Source organism: Brevibacterium atlanticum (assembly GCF_011617245.1).
In the GTDB taxonomy this organism is placed as follows: Bacteria; Actinomycetota; Actinomycetes; order Actinomycetales; family Brevibacteriaceae; genus Brevibacterium; species Brevibacterium atlanticum.
The window spans coordinates 66,422-89,264 of sequence record NZ_CP050152.1 but is presented as its reverse complement, the minus strand read 5'-3'; the positions used below and the strand labels follow the sequence as shown (position 1 = coordinate 89,264).

At 69.3% G+C, this 22,843-nt stretch carries 18 protein-coding genes and 1 tRNA gene; 14 read left to right on the top strand and 5 right to left on the bottom strand.

Going from position 1 to position 22,843, the window contains the following annotated elements:
* Positions 1 to 27 precede the first annotated feature (27 nt).
* Together GUY23_RS00385 and GUY23_RS00380 are read right to left on the bottom strand one after the other, a co-directional pair.
* Positions 28 to 1,104, bottom strand: coding sequence for an NAD(P)-dependent alcohol dehydrogenase (locus tag GUY23_RS00385; RefSeq protein WP_166968686.1), 1,077 nt, complete (start codon positions 1,102 to 1,104; stop codon positions 28 to 30).
* 176 nt (positions 1,105 to 1,280) lie between these two features.
* Positions 1,281 to 3,065, bottom strand: a complete 1,785-nt coding sequence (locus GUY23_RS00380; RefSeq protein ID WP_166968684.1) for a bifunctional 3'-5' exonuclease/DNA polymerase — start codon at positions 3,063 to 3,065, stop codon at positions 1,281 to 1,283.
* Positions 3,066 to 3,179: 114 nt separating this feature from the next.
* Here GUY23_RS00380 and GUY23_RS00375 point away from each other — a divergent pair, with 114 nt between their 5' ends.
* Positions 3,180 to 4,553, top strand: a complete 1,374-nt coding sequence (locus GUY23_RS00375) for an FAD-binding oxidoreductase (protein WP_166968682.1) — start codon at positions 3,180 to 3,182, stop codon at positions 4,551 to 4,553.
* Here the strand turns inward: GUY23_RS00375 and GUY23_RS00370 are convergent.
* Complete coding sequence (locus tag GUY23_RS00370; RefSeq protein WP_228282603.1) at positions 4,535 to 5,845, bottom strand: MFS transporter; 1,311 nt, start codon at positions 5,843 to 5,845, stop codon at positions 4,535 to 4,537. The two genes, GUY23_RS00375 and GUY23_RS00370, sit on opposite strands and share 19 nt — an antisense overlap.
* A 138-nt stretch (positions 5,846 to 5,983) precedes the next feature.
* On the opposite strand from GUY23_RS00370, the gene GUY23_RS00365 reads away from it, so the two are divergent.
* The 12 genes from GUY23_RS00365 to GUY23_RS00310 all read left to right on the top strand — a co-directional run bounded on the left by GUY23_RS00365 (position 5,984) and on the right by GUY23_RS00310 (position 20,460).
* Positions 5,984 to 6,574: a TetR/AcrR family transcriptional regulator gene (locus GUY23_RS00365; protein WP_166968680.1), complete on the top strand. Its 591-nt coding sequence runs from the start codon at positions 5,984 to 5,986 to the stop codon at positions 6,572 to 6,574.
* 91 nt (positions 6,575 to 6,665) lie between these two features.
* Positions 6,666 to 7,049 carry a YciI family protein gene (locus GUY23_RS00360; RefSeq protein ID WP_166968678.1) on the top strand — a complete coding sequence of 128 codons (384 nt, stop codon included), beginning with the start codon at positions 6,666 to 6,668 and terminating at the stop codon, positions 7,047 to 7,049.
* Between the two features lie 14 nt (positions 7,050 to 7,063).
* The gene (locus tag GUY23_RS00355; protein ID WP_166968676.1) at positions 7,064 to 8,329 is read left to right on the top strand and encodes an RNA polymerase sigma factor; all 1,266 of its coding nucleotides are present in this window, start codon (positions 7,064 to 7,066) and stop codon (positions 8,327 to 8,329) included.
* Between the two features lie 123 nt (positions 8,330 to 8,452).
* A complete protein-coding gene (locus tag GUY23_RS00350; protein ID WP_166968674.1) occupies positions 8,453 to 9,187 on the top strand; it encodes a TetR/AcrR family transcriptional regulator in 735 nt (244 codons plus the stop codon).
* On the top strand, positions 9,187 to 11,826 hold the full coding sequence (locus GUY23_RS00345) for an ABC transporter ATP-binding protein/permease (RefSeq protein ID WP_166968672.1): 2,640 nt from the start codon (positions 9,187 to 9,189) through the stop codon (positions 11,824 to 11,826). The genes GUY23_RS00350 and GUY23_RS00345 overlap by 1 nt, the downstream gene beginning before the upstream one ends.
* A complete protein-coding gene (locus GUY23_RS00340; protein ID WP_166968670.1) occupies positions 11,823 to 13,586 on the top strand; it encodes an ABC transporter ATP-binding protein in 1,764 nt (587 codons plus the stop codon). Before GUY23_RS00345 ends, GUY23_RS00340 begins: the two co-directional genes overlap by 4 nt.
* Positions 13,587 to 13,830: 244 nt before the next feature.
* Positions 13,831 to 14,847: a mevalonate kinase gene (gene mvk / locus GUY23_RS00335; protein ID WP_166968668.1), complete on the top strand. Its 1,017-nt coding sequence runs from the start codon at positions 13,831 to 13,833 to the stop codon at positions 14,845 to 14,847.
* Entirely contained in the window at positions 14,844 to 15,857 is a 1,014-nt protein-coding gene (gene mvaD, locus GUY23_RS00330; RefSeq protein ID WP_166968666.1) for a diphosphomevalonate decarboxylase, read from the top strand. The genes mvk and mvaD overlap by 4 nt, the downstream gene beginning before the upstream one ends.
* Positions 15,854 to 16,945: a phosphomevalonate kinase gene (locus GUY23_RS00325; RefSeq protein ID WP_166968663.1), complete on the top strand. Its 1,092-nt coding sequence runs from the start codon at positions 15,854 to 15,856 to the stop codon at positions 16,943 to 16,945. Before mvaD ends, GUY23_RS00325 begins: the two co-directional genes overlap by 4 nt.
* Entirely contained in the window at positions 16,935 to 18,158 is a 1,224-nt protein-coding gene (fni, locus tag GUY23_RS00320) for a type 2 isopentenyl-diphosphate Delta-isomerase (RefSeq protein ID WP_166968661.1), read from the top strand. Before GUY23_RS00325 ends, fni begins: the two co-directional genes overlap by 11 nt.
* Positions 18,155 to 19,243 (top strand): hydroxymethylglutaryl-CoA reductase, encoded by a 1,089-nt coding sequence (locus tag GUY23_RS00315; protein ID WP_166968659.1) that lies wholly within the window; start codon positions 18,155 to 18,157, stop codon positions 19,241 to 19,243. The genes fni and GUY23_RS00315 overlap by 4 nt, the downstream gene beginning before the upstream one ends.
* On the top strand, positions 19,240 to 20,460 hold the full coding sequence (locus GUY23_RS00310; protein ID WP_166968657.1) for a hydroxymethylglutaryl-CoA synthase: 1,221 nt from the start codon (positions 19,240 to 19,242) through the stop codon (positions 20,458 to 20,460). Before GUY23_RS00315 ends, GUY23_RS00310 begins: the two co-directional genes overlap by 4 nt.
* 184 nt (positions 20,461 to 20,644) lie before the next feature.
* Here GUY23_RS00310 and GUY23_RS00305 read toward each other — a convergent pair whose 3' ends face one another.
* On the bottom strand, positions 20,645 to 21,586 hold the full coding sequence (locus tag GUY23_RS00305) for an SDR family oxidoreductase (protein ID WP_166968654.1): 942 nt from the start codon (positions 21,584 to 21,586) through the stop codon (positions 20,645 to 20,647).
* A 175-nt stretch (positions 21,587 to 21,761) separates the two neighbouring features.
* Between GUY23_RS00305 and GUY23_RS00300 the strand changes: the two genes are divergently transcribed.
* Positions 21,762 to 22,601, top strand: coding sequence for a helix-turn-helix transcriptional regulator (locus GUY23_RS00300; protein ID WP_166968652.1), 840 nt, complete (start codon positions 21,762 to 21,764; stop codon positions 22,599 to 22,601).
* Between the two features lie 64 nt (positions 22,602 to 22,665).
* On the opposite strand, the gene GUY23_RS00295 is transcribed toward GUY23_RS00300, so the two are convergent.
* Positions 22,666 to 22,749 (bottom strand) — tRNA-Leu (locus tag GUY23_RS00295).
* Positions 22,750 to 22,843 lie beyond the last annotated feature (94 nt).

The window sequence follows — 22,843 nt, the reverse complement described above, 5'->3', positions numbered from 1 at the left end:
CGTCACCTCTTCTCACACGGCCTCACCTCACACGGCTTCGACCTCATCGAAGCTCGCGGTGTCGATGACGACGCGGAACTGCACGTCTCCGGCCACGACTCGATCATAGGCGGCGTCCGCCTCGGTGACGGGGATCGTCTCGATCTGAGCGGCGATGCCGTGCTCGGCGCAGAAGTCGAGCATCTCCTGGGTCTCGGCGATGCCGCCGATGTTCGATCCGGCGATCGCCTTGGCCCCGCCGATGACCGAGCCGAAGGAGAACGGCTGCTTCTCGGGCGGCAGGCCGACGACGGCCATGACTCCGCGCGGCTTGAGCAGACGCAGGTACCGGTCGACGGGGATGTCGGCGCTGATCGTGTTGAGGATGAGGTCGAACTCGCCGCGGTGTTCGGAGAAGAAGTCCTCCTCGGTGGTCGCGAGCATCCGCGTTGCGCCGAGTCTCAGCGCTGCCTTCTCCTTCTTCAGGGTGCGGGAGAGCACGGTCACCTCGGCGCCCATGGCCGCAGCGATCTGCACGCCCATGTGGCCGAGTCCGCCGAGGCCGAGCACGGCGACCTTCTTCGGCGCTCCGTTCTTCTGCTCACCCGCACCCCAGCGGTTGAGCGGTGCGTAGGTGGTGATGCCCGCGCACAGCAGCGGGGCGGCGACGTCGAAGTCGAGGCCGTCGGGGATGCGGCAGACGAAGCGTTCGTTGACGACGACCTTCTGGGAGTAGCCGCCCTGGGTGATCGTGCCGTCGACGTCTTCGACGTTGTAGGTGCCGACGCTGCCGTTGAGGCAGTTCTGCTCCTGCCCGGCGAGGCATTCCTCGCATTCGCCGCACGAGTTGACCATGCAGCCGACTCCGACGCGGTCGCCGACCTTCCAGTCGGTGACGTTCTCACCGACGGCCTCGACGACGCCGGCGATCTCGTGGCCGACGGTGAGCGGGAAGTGGGCCTCGCCCCATTCGTTGCGGATGGTGTGGATGTCGCTGTGGCAGATGCCCGCCGCCTTGATGTCGATGACGACATCGTCGGGTCGCGGATCCCGACGTTCGATCGTGGCCACGCGGAACGGCTGGTCCGGTCCGGTCTTCTGCAGTGCCTTGACGCTGATGCTCATGTGATCTCCTTGGATTCCGATTCCGAGCTGGGCCACATCGTCCAGCGCTTGCGGCAGGCAGTCTATTCCATGCACATGCGTTTATTCTTCAGATCACATTCAGGTGTGCTGGGCCGGCCCCGTCCGCTCCCGGTCATCCACATTGTCATCCGCATTTCCTGACCGCTCGGTCGCGCTCACCCCTTGATCGCCCGTTCGCCGATGCTCAGGTCGAGGGGGAAGTCGACGGGGGCATCCCCGAAGAGCAATCGTCCCGCCGAGGCGGCCGCCGCCCTGATCGCGGCCGCCGCGTCCTCGGCCTGCTCAGCCGGGGCATGGACGATGACCTCGTCATGGAGGAAGAACACAAGGTGGGCACGGCGAGAGAACACCGACCCCGAGGCGGTCGCCGTTCGATCGACACCGTCGTGTCCATCGTCATCGATCGTAGGCAGTCGGGCCAGGCGCAGCCGCAGATCGGCCAGCCATACCAGGGCCCATTCGGCCGCGGTGCCCTGGACGACGAAGTTGCGGGTGAATCGTCCCTGGTCACCGGCAGCCCGGCGAGCTCGCTGCTCATCGGCACTGCTCGCGTCGAAGCGGTTCGCCGCCTGCTGCAGGCGCTGCCAGCCCTCACTCGGGGCCGGAGAGGTCCGCCCCAACCAGGTGGAGACGACCCCGCCACGGCGCCCCACCTCGGCGGCGGTGTCGACGAGATGCATGGCGGCGGGAAAATTCTGCCGCAGGCGGGGCACGAGTGCCCCCGCCTCACCGGTCGTCGAGCCGTACATCGCGCCGAGCACGGCGATCTTCGCCTCGGCCCGGGTCGCGACGACCCCGGCGTCGACGAGTCCTGAGTAGAGATCCCGACCCAGACCGGCCGCGGCCATCGCCCGATCCCCGGACATCGCGGCGAGCGCCCGAGGTTCGAGCTGGGCGACGTCGGCGGAGACGAGCCGCCAACCGTCATCGGCGCGCAGCGCCGGGCGCAGCTGCCGTGGGATCTGGAGGGCCCCTCCCCCGCTGGCCGCCCACCTGCCGGTGACGACACCACCCGGTACGTACACGGGGCGGTACCTGCCGTGATCGACCCATTCGTCGAGCCAGTGCCAGCCGTTGGCGCTCAGCAGTCGGGCCATCTTCTTGTACTCGAGCAGCGGTGCGATCGCCGGATGGTCGCTGCCGTCAAGCTCCCATTTCGATGTCGAGGCGACGTTGATGCCGGCATTGCGCAGGGAGGACAGCAGGCGGTTCGGGGAGTCGAGGTTCGCACGCGGGTCCTCGAGGGCCTCGCGCACCTGCTCGGCCAGCGCAAGCATCTTCGCCGGCTTCCCGTCGCGGATCGGGCGGGGTCCGAGGATGTCGGTGAGGATCCGGTCGTGTTCGATCTCGTCCCAGGGGACACCGGCCGCGCGCATCTCCACGGCAACGAGTCCGCCGGCCGATTCGGCAGCGAGCAGCAGCCGCAGCCGCCCCGGATCACTCGCGGACTCGAGCGCGGCATTCTGCCGGTCGTATTCGGCCAGTGCGGACTCGAGGCCGTGGGGCACCTGCCGAATATGACCGCGTCCGGCATCGACCTCGAAGAGAGCGGCCGCTTGGGCCTCGCCGTCTGAACCGGCGGGTGCGGCGTCCCAGTCCGTTGCGGCCCGGAGCGGGCCCGGGGCGGTGACGAGCTCGGAGCGGGCAAGGATCGCATGGGTCAGGCGCAGATCATGGCAGCGTTCGATTCCCACTCCCGCGGCCAGCAGCTGTGGGTACCACTTCGGGGTGTCACTGAGGATCCACCTCGGCGGGGCGCCGCTCCCCTGGGCCGCGCCCTCCCGGTCGCGGACGAATTCGGGCAGGGCCGCCTCGGCGAGATCGATCCGATCGAACTGCGCACCCGCGCGATCGAGCGCGACCACGCCCACCTGCCCGCCGTCGCCGCGCGGACCGGGAACGGTCCCGAGCACGTAGGCGGCGGGCGGCACATCGGTCATGACCCCACAGTACTGTGCGGCACTGACCCGGATTCTCGGCACCAGTGCCGAGGTTCGCTCCGCACCGTGGACCGGGGCCTCATCCGCGAATGTGACCCTGGTAACGTCGAGCGCATGGACGTTGTCTCCTCACTCACCTCTGCTCTGCCGGATGCGGCGGTCATCACCGATCCCGATTCGATGGACGCCTACCGCTGGGACCGCGCGAACGACCCGGATGCCGGGGTGCCTGCCGCGGTCGTCCGCGTCACCTCCACCGAGGAGGTGCAGACGGTCGTGCGGATCGCCGCCGAAGCGAAGGTCCCGATCGTGCCCCGCGGGGCCGGCTCGGGGCTGTCGGGCGGCAGCTCGGCGATCAACGGCGGCATCGTGCTCTCACTCGACCGGATGCGCGAGATCACCATCGACCCCATCACCCGTATGGCCACCGTCCAGCCGGGCGCCTTCAACGCCGAGGTCAAGGCCGCGGCGGCCGAACACGGCCTGTGGTACCCGCCTGACCCGTCGTCCTTCGAGTTCTGCTCGATCGGCGGCAACATCGCCACGAACGCCGGCGGCCTGTGCTGCGTGAAATACGGTGTGACCACGGACTATGTGCTCGGTATGACCGTCGTCCTCGCCGACGGCCGGGCCGTGAAGCTCGGCGGACCGAGGCTCAAGGACGTCGCCGGACTGCCCCTGACGAAGCTCTTCGTCGGCTCCGAGGGGACACTGGGCGTCATCACCGAGGTGACCCTGCGCCTCATCCCCGCCCAGCTGCCCCCGACGACTGTGGTCGCGATGTTCCCGAAACTCGCCGATGCCACGCAGGCCGTCCTCGACATCGCGAAGGCCATGCGACCATCGATGCTCGAGTTCATGGACAAGCCCTCGATCAACGCCGTCGAGGACGAGCTGAAGATGGGACTCGACCGTGAGGCCGAGGGCATGCTCGTCATCCAGTCCGACGAACCCGGTGAGCATTCGGGCGTGCAGGCGGCCGTGATCGAGGAGATCTGTACGCTCAATGCCGCCTCGGAGTGCTATCTCACCACCGACCCCGAGGAGGGCGAAGCCTTCGTCACCGCCCGACGGATCGCGATCCCCGCCGTGGAGAAGAAGGGCGCGCTGCTGCTCGAGGACGTCGGAGTGCCGCTGCCGAAGCTCGGGGACCTGGTGCTCGGCATCGAGAAGATCTCCGCCGACCGCGGTGTGACGATCGCGGTCATCGCTCACGCCGGTGACGGCAATACCCACCCGCTGCTCGTCCTCGATCCGAAGGATGAGGAGCAGCAGAAGCGCGCGCAGATCGCCTACGGCGAGGTGATGGATCTGGCCACCGGGCTCGGCGGGACGATCACCGGCGAGCACGGGGTCGGCCGGCTCAAGGCACCGTGGCTGGCGCCCTACCTCGGCGAGGACGTCATGGAACTCAACCACCGGATCAAGCGGGCACTCGACCCGGACAACATCTTCAACCCGGGAGCTGTCTACACCGGCCTGGTGTGAGGGTCGCGTTTCCGGCCTCGTCCTTGCCGGCGCAGCAGCGGGGCGATGATGAGGACGGGGATGATCATGGCCATCGGGATGAGCAGAGCGGCCCGCAGGCCCCAGTGCTCGCCGACGAGCCCGAGGGAGGGCGGACCGACGAGGAAGGCAAGGTAGCCGATTGTCGAGACCGTAGCCACTCGGGCCGCCGGGTTCGGGCCCGAGTCTCCGGCCTCGGACAGCGCCACGGGGAAGCCGAGCGAGGTTCCGAGTCCCCACAGCAGTACGGCGATCGCCGCGACGAACTGCGAGTCGACGAGTGAGACGAGGCCGATGCCGACCAGCCCGAACGCCGCGCTGACCGCGAGCACGGTAGGTCGGCCGAATCGGGCGACGATCGGTCCGCCGATGAACCGACCGAGCGTCATCGCGGCCGCGAAGATCGCGTAGACGCTCGAGCCGAGCGCGGCCGCGAAGCCGTGTCCGTCGACCATGACCAGGGGCAGCCAGTCGTTCGCGGTGCCTTCGGCCAGCGCCATTCCGAGGACGATGACGCCGATGGCGATGAGCCCGGGATCGCGCCATACGGGGGTCGATGGTGACTGCGGGACCGCCTCGGCGGGGATGGTCTCTCGCGAACGCGGCACCTGCCCCGTCCCCACGGGGACGTGGCGCATTGCGGGGACGAACACGATCATGCCGAGGAGGCCGACTGCCAGCAGATGGACGAGGACCGAGAAGTCGGCGGCGGTGGCGAGGATGCCGAGCACCGCGCCGATGACGGTGCCGAGGCTGAAGAAACCGTGGAGGAGCGGCAGGAACGGCCGGTCGAGGTGCTTTTCGAGTTCGGCGCCCTCGACGTTCATCGCGACCTCGCCCGTGCCCATGCCGAGCCCGAAGACGACGAGGCCCGCGGCCACGACGAACGGCTCGGCCACAGCGGCACCGAGGCCGACGATCGGCATGCTCGCGATGATTCCGATCGTTCCGGCGAGGACGACGGGCCTGGCTCCCCACCGGCTGACGAGCGGTCCGGACCCGAGGATGCCGATCATCGATCCGACGGAGAGACCGAAGAGGACGAACCCCATTTCCGCGGTCGAAGCGCCGAGGGCGTCACGGATCGACGGTGTCCGGGTCACCCACGACGAGATCGTGATCCCGGGCAGGAAGAAGAGCGCGAGAAGTGCGATGCGGCGAGCGCCGAGCGACGTCGACGCGGCCATCAGCCACGGCCCCGCCGTCGGACGCGATCGACGCACTCCCGAGCGGGCGGCAAGGGCGGCATCGTCACGGGGTCCTGAACCGCGCATCGAATCATCTCCTTCACGGTCGGTCGGGGTCAGTCACGAAAGGATTAGTACGTTCGTACACACTCTCCGAACGTGTACAAATGTACACTCTGTGGAGTCGGAGGCGCCAGAGCCCGGACGCGAGAGAAGGAGAATCCGATGAGCGCACGCAGCGGGGTGCCCAACGACCCCGACCGGCGCCAGCGGATCATCATTGCGGCTCTTGAGCTCATCCTCGACGACGGCACGGCGAAGGTCTCCCATCGTGCGGTCGCTGCCCGCGCCGGTGTGCCGCTGGGCTCGATGACCTACCACTTCGGCGGCATCGACGAGGTCATCACCGAGGCGTTCACCCTGCTCGTCAGCCGACTCTCGGCGCGGTATCGGGAGGGGCTGGCCGCTGCGACCACCCTCGCCGAGGCGCGCGAGGCCGTCGTCGAGATCATCTGCGGGGACACCTTCGCCTCCCCACGGGAGATGGCCGCGATCTTCGAGCTCTACTCGTACGGCCGGAACTCGCCGGGCTCGGCGAAGCTCGCCGCCTCGTGGATGGGCATCAGCGAGGACGCGCTCACCGAACACTTCTCCCTCGATGCCGCCCGCGCCGTCGACGCGCTCATCGAAGGGTGGACCATCCACTGCCACCTCGACGGCCATCCACCCGACCGCGACCTCGTCCGCACCGCCGTCGCCGCACTCACCCGGATCGACACGGAGAATTCCACCCCGCGCAGCGATCATCGGGAATAATCTGTGCCACGGTGTCGAATCGACGAGGATTCGATCGTCTTCCCTGTGAGCGACCGAAATCCGGCCGCCGCAGACTGAACGGAGCACAGCGATGCGCTACTCACTGATCTTCCACGCCCCCGAACCCGGTGCCGACGGCCCGGCCCCGACCGAGGAGGACATCCAGGAGATGATGCGTCTCATGGACGACTTCGGTCAGGCGCTGACCTCGGCCGGAGTCTTCATCGCCTGGGAGATGCTCACCCCGGCCCAGACCGCGACGACCGTGACCCGCAAGACCGGAGAGGTCGTCATCGAGGACGGTCCCTTCGCCGCTGCGAAGGAGACCTTGGCCGGGGTCGTCGTCATCGACGTCGCCGACAAGGAGGCCGCTCTGGCCTGGGCTGAGAAGTTCCCCGGCACGGCCTACGGCACCATCGAGGTCCGCCCCGCGGCCACCTCGTTCGTCGACGGCCAGTGGACCCGCCCGCAATGACCGACCCTGCCGGAATGACCGATCCTGCCGAGCGGGCGATGATCCTGTCCCGGGACGGCTGGGGCAGGATCATCGCGCTCATTGCGGCCGCCGACGGGGACATCTGCGGCGCCGAGGATGCGCTGGCCACCGCGCTCGAACGCGCCGTCACCGCGTGGCGGGCTGACGGACCGCCCGGCAATCCCGAGGGCTGGCTCTACCGGGTGGCGCTCAATGCCCGTCGAGACGCGTGGAAGTCGGCGGCGACACGGTCGTCGACCGCGCTCGACGACGAGGTCCTCGAACGACTCGGAGGCCGCCTCGGTGCCGATCCTGCCGATCACGACCCCGATGCCCTGCCGGACCGTCGCCTCGAACTCCTCGCCGTGTGCGCGCACCCGGACATCGATCCGCCCGCGCGGCCGCTGCTCATGCTCTCGGCGGTGATGGGGATGACCGGCAAGCAGATCGCCTCGGCCATGGCACTGCCGGCCGCCACCGTCTCGGCACGTCTGACCAGGGCGAAGAAGCGGGTCGCTGCGCTCGGCGTGGGCTTCGGCCACCCCGATCGGCTCGATCTCGAGTCCCGCTTATCAGATGTGCAGGAGGCCATCTATGGGGCCTTCGCGATCGCATGGGCGCATGCGGCGCCCACCCCGCGTGCCGGGATGGTCGGCGAGGCCGTCTACCTCGCCGGACTGCTCGCACGCCTGTGCCCCGGCGACGGCGAATCGCACGGATTGGCAGCCCTCATCCACCTCTCGGCCGCCCGCTTCCCCGCCCGCCGAGGTGGGGCCGGAGAATTCGTGCCCCTGACCGACCAGGACCCAGCGCAGTGGGACCGAATGCTGGCCGAATCCGGCGAACATCACCTCAAGGAGGTCTACCGCTGCGGCCACGTCGGTCGCTTCGGTCTCGAAGCGGCGATCCAGCTCCTTCATATGGCCGGGGTCCGGACCGGGACGACTGACTGGCCGATGCTGCTGCGCCTCCACGACGACCTCGAATCGCTCGCGCCGAGCCTCGGCGGATCGGTGTCCCGGGCGGCCGTCCTCGCCGAGGTGGACGGTCCCGAAACCGGACTCGCCGCCCTCGATACGCTGAGCCTCGGCACGCCAGGCATCGGCACCGACGACAAAGACTCCAAGCGCATCAGCGCCTTCCAGCCGGCCTGGGTCCTCCGGGCGCATCTGCTCGACAGACTCGGCCGGACGGGCGACGCCGCCGAGGCGTACCGGCGTGCGATCGAGCTCACGACCGACCCTGCCGAGCGGGAGTATCTCGAGCGCCGACTCCGCTGAGGCGAGCGCCGGGCCGAAAGCGCCTCCGACCGTCCGTGACCGCACCCATTGCCGAATCGCTGCGCTTAGCCTACCCTTAGTTATTGGCATCAACTTTGATGCTCACCACGAACAGGAGGACCCATGCGCATCGGCGGCAGACCGCGGCAGATCGAGCTGACCGACATCGTCGCCGCCGGACGTGAGATCGGGCTGCGCGAGCTCAGCCTCGGGGCCGTCGCGTCCCGCCTCGGCGTGAGCTCCACGGCGCTGTACCGCCATGTCGAGAACCGGTGGGGGCTCGAGCGCGCCGTCGGTGAGAGTCTGCTCGCCGACCTCGATCTCCCCGACGATCCCGCTCACGACGTCCCCACTCAGCTGCTGGCTTTCGGCATCGCTCTCTACGACTTCGTCGTCGGCCACCCCGGACTCGTCACCTACGTCCAGACCCTCTTCCCCCGCGGCGAAGGCGGACGCGCACTCCTGTCCGCAGAGACCGCCGCTCTGGAGTCACGCGGCTATTCGACCGACGCCGCGATCGTCCTCGCCAGCGCCGTCGCCACCCAGGCGATCGGCCACGCCGCCGCCGAGGACGCCCAACGAGCCAGGTCGGCCGGCTGGGATGCCCAGAGGGAAGAGGCGATCGACGGAATGCGCGCCGACGAACGCCTGTGGGAGGCCCACCATCGTCTGCCGCAGCTGGAGACCTCCCACTACTCCCGACTCATGCTCGCGGTCACCGTCCGCAGCATCGTCGACCTCCTCCCGCCCGACCGGAACGTCGCCGAGGTGATCGCCGAGCTCGACTCGGCCGTTCAGGCGGCGAGCGCTCCCACCCTCGCCACAGCATCCCCAACCACGACAGCTCAGGACCGCTGATGGCCAAACGCGGTGTCAACGGCGCGATCATGTCCGCCTTCGGTCTGCGCGACCACGAGGCGGAGGTCATCGAGGTCGAACGCCTCGCACCGAAGTTCGTCCGCGTGCGAATGACCTCGCCGACGATCTTCACCGACGCCGAACTCGGACCCACCGCGTGGCTGCGCTTCTGGTTCCCCGACCCCGCCGACCCCGACTTCGAACACCAGCGCGGGTACACGATCACCGAGGCCGACCCTGAGGCCGGCACCTTCGCCGTCGACTTCGTCCTCCACGAACCCGCGGGCCCCGCCTCGGCGTGGGCGGAATCCGTGACCGTGGGCACCCGGGTCGAGGTCGCCTCGATGGGCTCGACCGTGTTCACCATCCCCGATGAGCTGCCCGCCGGCTACCTCCTCATCGGCGACTCCGCGTCGATCCCCGCGATCAATTCCATCCTTGAGACGATCCCCGCCGAGGTGCCCGTCGAGGTCTGCCTCGAAGAGCACGAAGCCACCGACCGGCTCATCCCGCTCAGCGACCATCCCCGTGCGACCGTCCGCTGGGTCCCCCGCCGAGGCGATTCCTCCCTGGCCGCGGCCATCGAGTCCCGAGATTGGTCCGATTGGCGGGTCTGGACCGCCCCCGAGTCCGGATCGCTCAAGGCCATCCGCGCCCGCCTCAAGGGCGATTTCGGCTTCCCGAAGTCCGAGATCACCGCCCGCGCATACTGGTACGAAGGCCGGGCCTTCGGCAAGATGCGCGGAGAGAAGAAGGACGACACCCCCGCCGAGGTGGCCGCTGAGTCGACGACAGGTGCGGAGCCCAGCCCCACCTCGGCGAGGGCAGAAGCGCCAGCCGCATCCAAGGGCTCGTGGCGGGCGAATGCGGGCGGGCGGCTCATCGCCCCGCTCAAGGCCACCCTGTGGATCGCCGGCATCCTCCAGGCGATCGTCACCGTCGTCGAACTCGCCCCCTACGTCCTCCTCGTCGAGCTCTCCCGGCAGCTGCTCACGGACGCCGATTCGGCGACCCTGTGGGCGACGGGGATCTGGGCGGTCGCGCTCATGGGCTCCGGTGTCGTGCTTTCGGCGGCGCTGCTGTTCTGGCTCCACCTCGTCGACGCCCGCTTCGAACGCGATCTGCGCCGACGTCTGCTCACGACGATGGCCAGGCTGCCGCTCGGCTGGTTCGTCGACCGCGGATCCGGCCGGATCAAGCAGCTGGTCCAGGACGACACCCTGGCCCTGCACTACCTCGTCACGCATGCCGTGTCGGATGCCGTGCAGGCCGTCGTCGCTCCGGTCGCGGTCCTCGTCTACCTCGTCGTCGTCGACTGGCGGATCGCGCTCGCGCTCCTCGTGCCGGTCCTCGTCTACATCGTGACGATGTCCATCATGATCATCCAGTCCGGGACGAAGCCGAAACAGGCGCTGACCTGGGCCGAGCAGATGAACGTCGAGGCCGGAAACTACCTCGCCGGTCAGCCCGTCATCCGCGTCTTCGGCGGGGCCTCGGCCTCACGCTTCCGCTCCCGGATCGACGAGTACGTCCGCTTCCTCACCGACTGGCAGCGGCCCTTCACCACGTTCAAGACGGTCATGGACCTCGTCAACCGTCCGGCGACCTATCTGCTCATCATCGCAGCCCTCGGCACCTGGCTGACCGTGGCCGGTTCCATCGACCCGATCGACCTGCTGCCCTTCCTCTTCCTCGGCACGACCTTCGGCGCGAGGCTGCTCGGCATCGGCTACGGCCTGTCCGGGCTGAGCACGGGACTGCTCGCCGCCCGCCGGATCCAGAACACCCTCGACGAGGAGCAGCTGGAGGTGGCGCAGGTGGACGATTCTGACCCGGCCTCCTCGGAGCGGGAAGCCTCCCCGACGACTGCCACTGCCCCCGGTCTCGTCGAATTCGACGGTGTCGGCTTCGCCTACCGCCCTGGTGTGCCCGTCATCGCCGGCGTCTCCCTGCGCCTCGAACCCGGCACGGTGACCGCACTCGTCGGGCCCTCCGGTTCGGGCAAGTCCACGCTCGCAGCCCTGCTCGCCCGGTTCCACGACGTCACCGAGGGTGCCGTGCGCATCGGCGGCCGCGACCTCCGGACTCTGCCCGGCGACGAGCTCTACACACAGGTCGGCTTCGTCTTCCAGGACATCCAGCTCGTCCACGGCACCGTGGCCGAGAACATCGCCCTCGCCGTGCCCGAGGCCAGCGAGGACGCGATCATTCACGCGGCCCGGCAGGCACAGATCCACGACCGGATCCTGCGCCTGCCCGACGGCTATGACACCGTCATCGGCGCCGAGGCGACCCTGTCCGGCGGCGAGCGCCAACGGCTCGCGATCGCCCGGGCCATCCTCGCCGACACCCCGGTCCTCGTCCTCGACGAGGCGACAGCCTTCGCCGATCCCGAGTCCGAACACCTCGTTCAGCAGGCGCTCGGCCGGCTCGCGGCCGGGCGCACCGTCCTCGTCATCGCCCACCGGCTGCACACGATCACCGACGTCGATCGCATCGTCGTCCTCGACCACGGACGAGTCGCCGAGTCCGGCACGCACTCCGAACTCATCGCCGCAGGCGGCCGCTATCGCAGGCTCTGGGACGCCCGCGAAACCAGCCCGGCGAACGCCTCGCGCACCCAAGGAGCCACCCGATGATCCGCACGTTCTTGGCGATCCTGCCGACCGAACGACACCGTGGGATGTACCTCCACCTCACGCTCACTCTCATCAGCGTCGTCCTCCGTGCGCTCGGCACGGTCGCCCTCGTCCCCCTCATCGCCGCGCTCTTCGGCCCGGAACCGGCCGGAGCCTGGCCGTGGCTGGGGCTCCTCGCCGCAGCCACGGCGGCCGGGTGGGCGATCGACGCGGTGATCTCACGCATCGGCATGGATCTCGGCTTCGCCCTCCTCGATTCCACCCAGCACGCGGTCACCGACCGCCTCTCCCGGATCCGCCTGAGCTGGTTCACGCCCGCGAACACGGCGACGGCCCGGCAGGCGATCGCAGCGACCGGGCCCGACCTCGTCGGCATCGTCGTCTACCTGCTCACCCCGCTACTCTCGGGCATCCTCCTGCCCATCGCGATCGCGATCGCGCTCATCCCTATCTCCGGTCCGCTCGCACTCGCCGCGCTCATCGGGGTCCCGACCCTGCTCGCCGCGTTCGTCGGCGGGGCGCGGATCGGTCGGCGCGCCGACCGTGTGGCGGCGGAGACGAACTCCGCCCTGACCGAACGCGTCGTCGAGTTCGCCCGCACCCAGCAGGCCCTGCGCGCCTCCCGTCGCACGGAGAGCGAGCGCAGCCTCGTCGGCACCGCCCTGAGCCGCCAGCACGGGGCCGCCATCCGCGTGCTCCTCCTCCAGATCCCCAGCCAGGTCCTCTTCGGCCTCGCCTCCCAGCTCGCGCTCCTCGTCCTCGCCGGCACCACCGCCTACCTCACGGTGACCGGGACGATCACCGTGCCCGAGGCGATCGCGCTCATCGTCGTCATCATCCGCTACCTCGAACCCTTCACCTCGCTCGCCGGCCTGTCCGCCGCGATCGAGTCGACGACCGGGGTGCTGCGCAACATCCGCACCGTCCTCGACGCTCCCCTCGTCGGGGCCGGCTCCCCCACCAACACCTCCAGTACGCAGGGTCAGGCCGCCTCGGCGCCGGGGATCACCCTCGCCGAGGTGGCCTTCCGGTACGCTCCCGACTCCCCTGAGGTCGTCGTCGGCCTCGACCTCGAGTTCGCACCCGGCACGACGACGGCGATCGTCGGACCGTCGGGGTCGGGGAAGTCGACGATCCTCTCGCTCATCGCCGGCCTGCAGGAGCCCAGCGCCGGGCATGTGCTCGTCGACGGCGTCGACATCGCCGCCCTCGATGCGACGGCCCGGCATGCGTTGGCCGGGGTCGTCTTCCAGCACCCGTACCTCGTCGACGGGTCGCTGCGGGCCAATGTGCTCACCGGACATCCGGCGGCGACCGAACAGCGCATCGCCGAGGTGGCCCGGCTCGCCCGCCTCGACGAGCTCCTCGACCGGATCCCCGGCGGCTGGGACGCCGAGGTCGGCGAGGGCGGCACCGCCCTGTCCGGAGGCGAGCGCCAGCGCGTCTCGATCGCCCGGGCGCTGCTCAAACCCGCGCCGATCCTCCTCGTGGACGAGGCCACGAGCGCCCTGGACGCGGAGAACGAAGCGGCGATCGTCGCGGCGCTCACCGCCGATCCGACCCCGCGGACCCGCATCGTCGTCGCCCACCGGCTCGGCAGCATCCGCACCGCCGACCGGGTGATCTTCCTCGACGAGGGTCGGGTCGTCGAGGACGGCACCGTCGATGAGCTGCTCGCCGCCGGCGGCCGCTTCGCCCGCTTCTGGCGCGATCAGGATGCTGCGGCCGGATGGACCTTGGGACGGACTCGCCAGACCTGAGGACGTACTCAGAAGACTCTGGGACGTACTCGTCAGTAGGTGTCGCACGGCACAGCCACCTCGGCGCTATCAGTGGCGTTGGCAACACTGACCCACCTGGGATGCCCCTCGTCTTCGGCGGTGACGGGGGTTCGGCATATGATGGGACGGTCATGACCGAAACGCAGAACCGCACCCGATTCCCGGCTGCGTCGAATCTAGGCGGCCTCACCCACGCCGTACCCCGACCCCGGAACTCATCTGCATGCCGAATCCTCCACTGACCGAACCCGGCCCTGCCGACGGCCCCACGACGCAGACTCAGCCGATCGTCACGATCCCCGATGCGCAGGGACACTCGCACGCAAAAGCTATCCTCTTCGGTGAGCATGCCGTCGTCTACGGGGCCCCGGCGCTCGCGGTTCCGCTCCACGGCCTCGGCGTCCAGGCTGATCTCTTCGAGATCTCCGGACCCGAATCGCGCATCGAATCCCAGCTGTTCTCCGGCACCGTCTCGACCGCTCCGGCCGGCATGGGCCCGGTCGTCGCCGCCCTCGAGGCGGCTGTCAACGCCACTGCCGACGCACACGCCGAGGCGCACCCGGTCGTCGAGCTGCGCATCCGCAGCGGCATTCCCCACAGCCGAGGCTTGGGCTCCTCGGCCGCCGTGGCCACCGCCATCGCACGTGCCGTCGCGGATCTGCGCGGGGTCGAACTCGATGCCGCCGCGCTCCACGGAATCGTCCAGACCGCCGAGACCGTCGCCCACGGGCGGCCCAGCGGCATCGATGCCTGGGCGGTGGCCGCCGATTGGCCGATCCGGTTCCAGAACCACTCCGCCCGTCCCATCGAGGTCGGCTCACCGCTCGTCTTCGTCCTCGCCGATTCCGGTCGCCCCGGTTCGACCGCGCAGGCCGTGGGCGGGGTCCGGGCCCGACACGACGCCGATCCGGTGCGCGTCGGTGCGATGATCGACCGGCTCGCCGCGCTCAGCGAGGCCGCCGTCGACGACATCCGCGCCGGTGATCGGGTGACGATCGGCCGTCATATGCTCGAGGCGCACGAGCTGCTCGGCCACCTCGGCGTCTCGACCCCGACGCTCGACTCCCTCGTCGACGCCGCCACCGCGGCCGGAGCCAGGGGCGCCAAACTCACCGGCGGCGGACTCGGCGGCTGCGTGCTGGCTCTGGCCGACGGCGACGAAGCAGCCGAGGAGCTTGCGGACGCGATGCGCGCCGCGGGAGCACCACGCACCTGGACGACGGAGGTCGGACCGACATGAGAGCGACGACGGCGCGGGCCTACCCGAACATCGCCCTGGTCAAGTATTGGGGCAAAGCCGATGAGGACCTCATTCTGCCCGCCGCGGGCAGCCTCTCGCTGACCCTCGACCACTTCGAGACCACGACGACGGTCACGCCCGCCCCCGACGCCGAGACTGATGTCCTCGAACTCGACGGTGCGCTGGCCGATGAGGGTCAGACCTCGCGCATCTCCGTCTTCCTCGATCACGTCCGCGCACTCGCCGGACGCGAGGACCGCGTCCTCGTCCGCTCCCGGAACTCCGTGCCCACGGGTGCGGGCCTGGCCTCCTCGGCTTCGGGGTTCGCAGCTCTGGCGACTGCGGCCGCCGCTGCCTTCGACCTCGATCTCGACTCCAGAGACCTCAGTCGCCTGGCCCGCCGGGGTTCGGGTTCGGCGTGCCGGTCGGTGGCCGAAGGCATGGCCGTGTGGCACGCCGGCGACGACGATTCTTCCTTCGCCGAATCGATCGCGGCACCGGACATGCGGATGATCATCGTCACCGTGAATCGGGCCCGAAAGGCCGTGTCCTCCCGCGAGGCGATGCGTCTGACCGCCGCGACCTCCCCGTTCTACTCCGGCTGGGTGTCCTCGACGGAGGACTATCTCACGCAGATGATCGCCGCCTGCGCCGCCGGGGACTTCACCCGCATCGGCGAGATCACCGAATCCCACGCCCTGCGCATGCACGGGCTCATCCAGTCCACCGTTCCCCCGATCCGGTTCCTCAACCCGACCAGCCACGCGATCTTCGATGCCGTGGCCGAGGCCCGTGAGTCCGGGATCGAGGCCTATTCGACCGCCGACGCCGGTCCGAATGTGGCCGTCATCGTCCGGCCCCATGAGTCCGAGGCGCTGGCCGGGCAGCTCGCTGCGTTCGGTGATGTGCGGGTCGTCGGCCCCGGCCCCGGCGCCCACCTGCTTGACGATGCCGAGGCGGTTCCTGCCGCGGGTGGGAGCCCTGCCGCGGGCGAAGGCAGCCCGGCATGATCGAGACTCGGGCGCCCGGAAAGCTCTACATCGCCGGTGAGTACGCTGTCGTCACGCCCGGCCAGCCGGCGGTCCTCGTGGCCGTCGACCGATGCATCACGGTGCGCCTGACCGAGAGCGAAGGCGCCGGACGGATCCACTCGAGCGAATACGGGCAGGCCCCGCTGGTGTGGCGACGGAAGGAGAACGGCGAGGCCATCGTCCTCGAGCACCGTCCCGCCGACTATGTGCTCTCCGCGATCGCCGCCGTCGAGGAGCTCCGGGCCGCCCGCGGTGCGGCCCCACGCTACTTCGATCTCAACATCTCCAGCGAACTCGACGATGCCGACGGCCGCAAGTTCGGCCTCGGCTCCTCGGGAGCGGTGACGGTGGCGACGATCGCCGCCCTCAACGAGTTCTACGCACTGGGCCTTCGCCCGACCGAACGCTTCAAACTCGCCCTGCTCGCGACCATCGCGATCTCCCCGAAAGCCTCGGGGGGAGACCTCGCCGCAAGCACCTTCGGCGGGTGGATCCGCTACTCCTCCCCCGACCGGGCGTCGCTGCGGCAGCATCGAGAGGAGCACGGAGTCGTCTCCGCCCTCGAGTGCTCGGACTGGGCCGGTTTCTCAGCGCGTCGGATCACTCCGCCGAGCTCGCTCGACCTCCTCGTCGGGTGGACGGGATCGCCGGCCTCGACCGAACACCTCGTCACACGCGTCCACACTCCGAAGGATGAGAGGCCGCGCCCCTTCGCCTCTTTCACCGCCGAATCGCACACGCTCGTCGACGACCTCGTCACCGCCTGCGACGACGACGATGCCGAACAGGCACTGCAGACCATCGGCAAGGCCAGGACCCTGCTGCAGCGCCTCGGCTTCACCTCGGGAAGCCTCATCGAGACCGAGACTCTGCGTCGACTCTGCGAGATCGCTGAGGACCATGGTGCCGCCGCGAAGCCCTCGGGTGCCGGCGGCGGAGACTGCGGCATCGCCCTGGCCCCCAACCACACCGATGCGCTGGCGATCCTGGCCGGCTGGGAGGCCGAGGGCATCCGTCCGCTGCACCTCGGAACGCACCGAGAGGAAGGCGAGATCGATGAGTTCTGAAACCCCGAACGCTGAGTCCCCTGCCGCTGAGTCCCCTGCCGCTGAGTCCCCTGCCGCTGAGTCCCCCGCGACAAAGGCCTCCCGCGCGTCCCGCAAGGACGATCACGTCCGCCTCGCCTCGGCGCAGCAGACCGAGGGTCCGCGCCGGACCGACTTCGACGACCTCGAGTTCGTCCACCACGCCCTGTCGGGCACGAGCCCGGAGCGCGTGGACCTGACCGTGAACTTAAGCGACTGGACCTGGCCGACCCCCTTCTATGTCAACGGCATGACCGGCGGCACCGAGACCACGGCGAAGATCAACCGGGATCTCGCCATCGCCGCCGCCGAGACCGGCCTGCCCATGGCCTGCGGATCGATGAGCGTGGCGCTTGACGACACCGAAGCGGCGAAGGGCTTCACCGTCATCCGCGAGGAGAACCCGGACGGCTTCGTCATGGGCAACCTCGGTGCCGGGCGCAGCGCCGACGACGCCCGCCGCGCCGTCGAACTGCTCGGTGCCGATGCCCTGCAGCTGCACATCAATCCCGTGCAGGAGACAGCGATGCCCGAGGGCACCCGCGACTTCTCCACCTGGCTGTCAGGACTCGAGCAGATCGTCGCCGCCTGCCCCGTCCCCGTCGTCGTCAAGGAGGTCGGGTTCGGGCTGAGCCGACGCACCCTGACCCAGCTCGCCGAGATCGGCGTGCGCTTCGCCGATGTCTCCGGCGCCGGCGGCACGGACTTCCTGCGGATCGAGAACGACCGCTCCTCGGCCGGCGACTTCTCCATGCTCACCGGCTTCGGCCAGTCCGCACTGGCCTGCCTGCTCGACGCCCCACCCGAATGGGCCGGCGAGTCCGCACACGCGAGCGACAGCGTCTCGTCCCGCGTGCTGCTGGCCTCCGGCGGGGTCCGCAACCCCTATGATGTCGTCAAGGCATTGGCCTGCGGGGCTCGCGCCGTCGGCGTCGCCGGCACCTTCCTGCAGACCGTGCTCGACCACGGTCCGGACGGGCTCGTCGAACTCGTGCGCACATGGCAGACTCAGACACGGGCGCTGTTCGCCCTGCTCGGAGCCGTTCGGTCTGCGGATCTGATGGGCACGGACGTGCTCACGCGGGGCCGCCTCGGCGAGTTCTGCCAACTGCGCGGAATCGACGTCACCGCGCTGTCGCACCGCTCCGATGCCCGCACGAACGCCGATGACCATTCGAGGAGGAATCAGCTGTGAATCAGCAGATCACGACCACCGGGATCCCGACCAGCTGGGTCGGTCCCCTGCGGGTCAGCGGCGAAGCGCTGGCCCCGGCCGGCACCCACACCGAGGTGGCTGTGCCCCTGGCGACGTACGAAACCCCGCTGTGGCCCTCCGTCGGCCGCGGGGCCTCGATCTCACGCGAGATCGACGGCGGGATCCGCACCGTCATCGTCGATGAGCGGATGACCCGGTCGGTCCTCTTCGTCGCGGAATCCGCGATCGGCGCCGAGGCGGCCGCGCAGGCCATCCGCCACCGCAGGCCCGAACTCGAGGACGTCGTCGCCGCCGGATCCGACCACTGCCGGCTCATCGAGATCCACCCGGAGATCGTCGGCAACCTCCTCTTCGTCCGCTTCGCCTTCCGCACCAATGATGCCTCGGGCCACAATATGGTCACGCAGGCCTCGGACACGCTCATGGAGCGCATCCTGTCGTGGCGGCTCGGGCTCGACTACGGCTCGGTGTCCGGCAACTACTGCTCGGACAAGAAGGCCACCGCCGTCAACGGGATCCTCGGCCGCGGCCGCAATGTCGTCGCCGAGATCCTTCTGCCCCACGAGGTCGTCGAGCGTCGGCTGCGCTCGAGCGCGGAGACGATGACGGAGCTCGTCATCCGCAAGAACCTCGTCGGCTCGACGATCGCCGGTGCGCTGCGCTCGGCGAACGCGCATTACGCGAACATGCTGCTCGCGTTCTACCTGGCCACAGGTCAGGATGCGGCGAACATCGTCGAGGGTTCGCAGGGGATCACGTATGCGGAGGCCCGTGCCGAGGGCCTGTACTTCTCGACGACGCTGCCCCACCTCATCGTCGGCACCGTCGGCAACGGCAAGGATCTGCCGCACGTGGACGAGGCGCTCGAGCGACTCGGCTGCCGCGAGGATCGCGAGCCCGGCGCGAACTCGCGCCGCCTGGCTGCGCTCATGGCCGCGACCGTGCTCTGCGGGGAGCTGTCCCTGCTGGCCGCGCAGACGAACCCGGGTGAGCTCATGTCCACCCACTTGGATATGGAACGCAAGGCTGACATGGAACGAGGAGAGGAAGGCGAAGCCGCATGAGACCGATCGGCATCGACGACATCGAACTGGCCACCGCGCATCACGTGGTCGACCTCTCCGCCCTCGCCGAGGCGGCCGGAACCGATCCGAACAAGTTCCGTCTCGGACTCGGCCAGGATCAGTTCAGCTTCCCCGCCCCCGACGAGGATGCCGTGACGATGGGTGCGGCCGCGGCCGCCCCGATCATCGAGAGGTGCGGCACCGAAGGCATCCGCACTCTCCTCTTCGCCACGGAGTCGGGAATCGACCAGTCGAAGGCCGCGGGCATCTCCGTGCACAAGCTGCTCGGCCTGCCCTCGCAGGTCCGGATCACCGAGTTCAAGGAAGCCTGCTTCGCGGGAACCGCCGCGCTGCAGGCGGCGATCGGCATCGTCAGCCGCAACCCGGGCGAGCGCGTGCTCGTCATCGCCTCCGACGTCGCCCGCTACGAGCTCGACTCCCCCGGTGAGCCGACCCAGGGCGCCGGTGCGGTGGCGATGCTCGTCTCCGCCGATCCGAGGCTGATCGAGATCGAGCAGGTCTCGGGTCTCTTCGCCGCCGACGTCGACGACTTCTGGCGGCCCAACGATTCGACGACGGCGATCGTCGACGGCGGGCTCTCGGTCACGGCGTATCTCGATGCCCTCTCCGGGGCGTGGGACGACCTGCAGGCTCAGGGAGGACCGGCGCTGGCCGAGATCGACCGGATCCTCTACCACCAGCCGTTCACGAAGATGGCGAAGAAGGCCCAGCTCCACCTCGCGCAGCATGCGGGCGAGGAACTCAGCGGTGACCTCCCGGAAATCGGTGCTGACGGGATCGCACGGGTGGCCGCACAGGCGTCCGATGCGCCCCGCGACACGGGCCTGGCGACGAGCACGCTGTACAACCGTCGCCTCGGCAACACCTACACCGCCTCGGTGTTCGCAGCGCTTGCCGCACTGCTCGATCACGATGAGGACCTCGAGGGGCGCCGGATCGGGTTCTTCAGCTACGGTTCGGGCAGTGCGAGCGAGTTCTTCACCGGTCGGGTCCTGCCCGGCTATGCCGCGCGCTCACGCCGCGATGACGTCGCAGCAGCTCTCGACGGCCGAGTCCCCTTGGACGTCGACGCCTACCGTGAGCTGCATTCCACGGTGCTCGGAAGCGCCGAGGATGTCGAGACCCCGCGGGTCACCTCGGCGCCGTTCCGCTTCGCCGGGGTCAAGGGCCGCGCCCGCGTCTACGAACGCAGCTGAACGCAGCGCCGGCCCCAGCCCCCGCCTCACGCCCGATCTCCCTCGTTCAAGGCGCAGCGCACCTTTCGACCCGTGCGCCTCTCGACAGGTGCGCTCCCGCTTGAACGACGTTTCCGTGCTGCGCTCCGCTTCGATCAACGCGCTCCGCCTTGAACGAGCACCCTCACGGACCCATTCGCCCGGCTTATGCCGGGAACTGCACTCCGGTGAGCTCCTCGGAGAGCTGCCAGATCCGTCGCGCCTGATCGGGGTGCCGCAGGCGCGAGTAGAGGGGCTGTTCCCCGGGTCGGCCGCCCAAGTGGCCGATCCCACTCGGCCCGTAGAGTCGGCGTCCGCCGGCCTCAGGTGAGACTGCCGCGTGGAGCGCGGGCAGGCCCGCGGACTCCGGCGTGCCGAAGACGATCCCCCGCCGGGAGAGTGCGCCGATGACCCGACGGCCCAGTGTCTCCTGCGTGCGACCGATTTCGGTGCGGGCCGCGAGCAGGCTCGTCGGGGCGACGCCTGGGTGGGAGAGATTGCTTGTGACCCCCCAGCCCGCGGCCTCGCTGCGTCGGTCGAGTTCGAGTCCGACCAGGCCGAACGCGATCTTCGACTGGCTGTAGGCGGCCATCCCGTCGTAGTCGCGTTCCCAGCCGAGGTCGTCCCAGTTGATTCCCCCGCGGTTGGCCGCGATGCTGATCTGCGACGTCACACGGGCCCGTCCTGCTCGCAGCAGCGGCAGCAGGTGCGCGATGAGGGCGAAGTGACCGAGATGATTGGACCCGAATTGGAGTTCGAATCCGTCGGCGGTCTCCTGACGTCGAGGCGGGGTCATCACCCCCGCATTGAGAATGAGGATGTCGATCGGCGCGGCTTCGCCGAGGAGCTCGCCGCCGAGGTGGCCGACAGATTCGAGCGAGGAGAGGTCGAGGTCGCGCAGGCTCACTTCCCCGGGGACCTTGTCCGCGCGGATTCCGGCGATCGCCGCCTGACCCTTCGCGCGGTTGCGGACGGGCAGGATCACCTCGGCGCCGGCTCTCGCAAGTCTGCGGGCGATGCCCAAGCCGATCCCGTCGCTGCCTCCGGTGATGACGGCGCGCCGTCCGCTGAGGTCGGGGACGGTGATGTCAGGGGTGGTGCGAGACATGGTTCCTCCGTGTGTGTCGATGGCCTGTCGCCTCCATCGTCACCGAACGGCGAGCACGGCGGCAAGGACTTCTGAGCCGGGGATCGACGATCCGTGGATCAGGTTCGCCAAGGGTGGAAGAATCGGGGACACGCGGGCACGAGGAACGGATCCGCGGGGAGAAGGGGACACCGGGATGGACATCGATCGGGCGGGGCTCGCAGAGTTCCTGCGCCTGCGCAGGGAAGCTCTGCAGCCGGAGGACGTCGGTCTGCCGCGCAGCCTGCGCAGGCGCACCGCCGGGCTGAGACGGGAGGAGGTCGCTGTGCTCAGCCACATGTCGACCGACTACTACACACGGCTCGAACAGCAGCGCGGGCCGCATCCCTCACCGGAGATGCTCGCCGCGATCGCCCACGGTCTCCATCTCTCCCGCGCCGAGCGCGACCACCTGTTCCGGCTCGGCGGGCACCGGCCCACGGAGCGCGGCGCCTCGGACGATCACGTCAGCCCCGGCCTCCTGCGCATCATCGACCGACTTGAGGACACTCCCGCGGAGATCGTCACCGAGCTCGGTGAGACTCTGCGGCAGTCCCGCCTCGGTGTCGCTCTCACCGGCGATCTCACCCGATTCCGGGGCTTCTCCCGTTCGATCGGGTACCGCTGGTTCACCGATCCGCAGACGCGCGAACTCTACGCGCGAAGCGACCGCGACCATCTCTCCCGGCTCTGGGTCTCGGGTCTGCGCAGTGTCGCGACTCGCCGCGGCCGGGGTTCGAAGGCCGCGGCCATGGCAGCCGAGCTGCGGGAGTCGAGCCCAGAGTTCCGCACTCTCTGGGCCACTCACGAGATCGGTGTCCGCCCGCAGGAGATCAAGCACTTCGTCCACCCGGAGGTCGGAACGCTCGAGCTGAGGTGCCAACAGCTCGTCGACCCCGAGCAGTCACACGCCCTGCTCGTGTACACGGCCGATCCGGGTACCGAGAGCTACGAGAGGCTGGCCCTTCTCGGCGTCGTCGGTGCCGCAGGAGTCTGAGAATCACGACAAAGCCCCTCACCGAACCCGTTGCGGGTCCCGATGAGGGGCTTCTCGTTCGCTGTGCGCGAGGGGGGACTTGAACCCCCACGACCTTGCGGCCACTGGCACCTGAAGCCAGCGCGTCTACCAATTCCGCCACTCGCGCGAACAAGAGAAAACTCTAGCATCGAGCGCGCCGAAACAGGAAACCGAGGCGACCGAATGGACGAAAACGTGTCCACCTTCACATTTCGACGGAC

Coding starts and splice junctions, on each gene's coding strand:
- GUY23_RS00385 (WP_166968686.1), bottom strand. CDS start 1,104: ATGAGCATCAGCGTCAAGGCACTGCAGAAGACCGGACCGGACCAGCCG.
- GUY23_RS00380 (WP_166968684.1), bottom strand. CDS start 3,065: ATGACCGATGTGCCGCCCGCCGCCTACGTGCTCGGGACCGTTCCCGGT.
- GUY23_RS00375 (WP_166968682.1), top strand. CDS start 3,180: ATGGACGTTGTCTCCTCACTCACCTCTGCTCTGCCGGATGCGGCGGTC.
- GUY23_RS00370 (WP_228282603.1), bottom strand. CDS start 5,845: ATGCGCGGTTCAGGACCCCGTGACGATGCCGCCCTTGCCGCCCGCTCG.
- GUY23_RS00365 (WP_166968680.1), top strand. CDS start 5,984: ATGAGCGCACGCAGCGGGGTGCCCAACGACCCCGACCGGCGCCAGCGG.
- GUY23_RS00360 (WP_166968678.1), top strand. CDS start 6,666: ATGCGCTACTCACTGATCTTCCACGCCCCCGAACCCGGTGCCGACGGC.
- GUY23_RS00355 (WP_166968676.1), top strand. CDS start 7,064: ATGACCGATCCTGCCGAGCGGGCGATGATCCTGTCCCGGGACGGCTGG.
- GUY23_RS00350 (WP_166968674.1), top strand. CDS start 8,453: ATGCGCATCGGCGGCAGACCGCGGCAGATCGAGCTGACCGACATCGTC.
- GUY23_RS00345 (WP_166968672.1), top strand. CDS start 9,187: ATGGCCAAACGCGGTGTCAACGGCGCGATCATGTCCGCCTTCGGTCTG.
- GUY23_RS00340 (WP_166968670.1), top strand. CDS start 11,823: ATGATCCGCACGTTCTTGGCGATCCTGCCGACCGAACGACACCGTGGG.
- mvk (WP_166968668.1), top strand. CDS start 13,831: ATGCCGAATCCTCCACTGACCGAACCCGGCCCTGCCGACGGCCCCACG.
- mvaD (WP_166968666.1), top strand. CDS start 14,844: ATGAGAGCGACGACGGCGCGGGCCTACCCGAACATCGCCCTGGTCAAG.
- GUY23_RS00325 (WP_166968663.1), top strand. CDS start 15,854: ATGATCGAGACTCGGGCGCCCGGAAAGCTCTACATCGCCGGTGAGTAC.
- fni (WP_166968661.1), top strand. CDS start 16,935: ATGAGTTCTGAAACCCCGAACGCTGAGTCCCCTGCCGCTGAGTCCCCT.
- GUY23_RS00310 (WP_166968657.1), top strand. CDS start 19,240: ATGAGACCGATCGGCATCGACGACATCGAACTGGCCACCGCGCATCAC.
- GUY23_RS00305 (WP_166968654.1), bottom strand. CDS start 21,586: ATGTCTCGCACCACCCCTGACATCACCGTCCCCGACCTCAGCGGACGG.
- GUY23_RS00300 (WP_166968652.1), top strand. CDS start 21,762: ATGGACATCGATCGGGCGGGGCTCGCAGAGTTCCTGCGCCTGCGCAGG.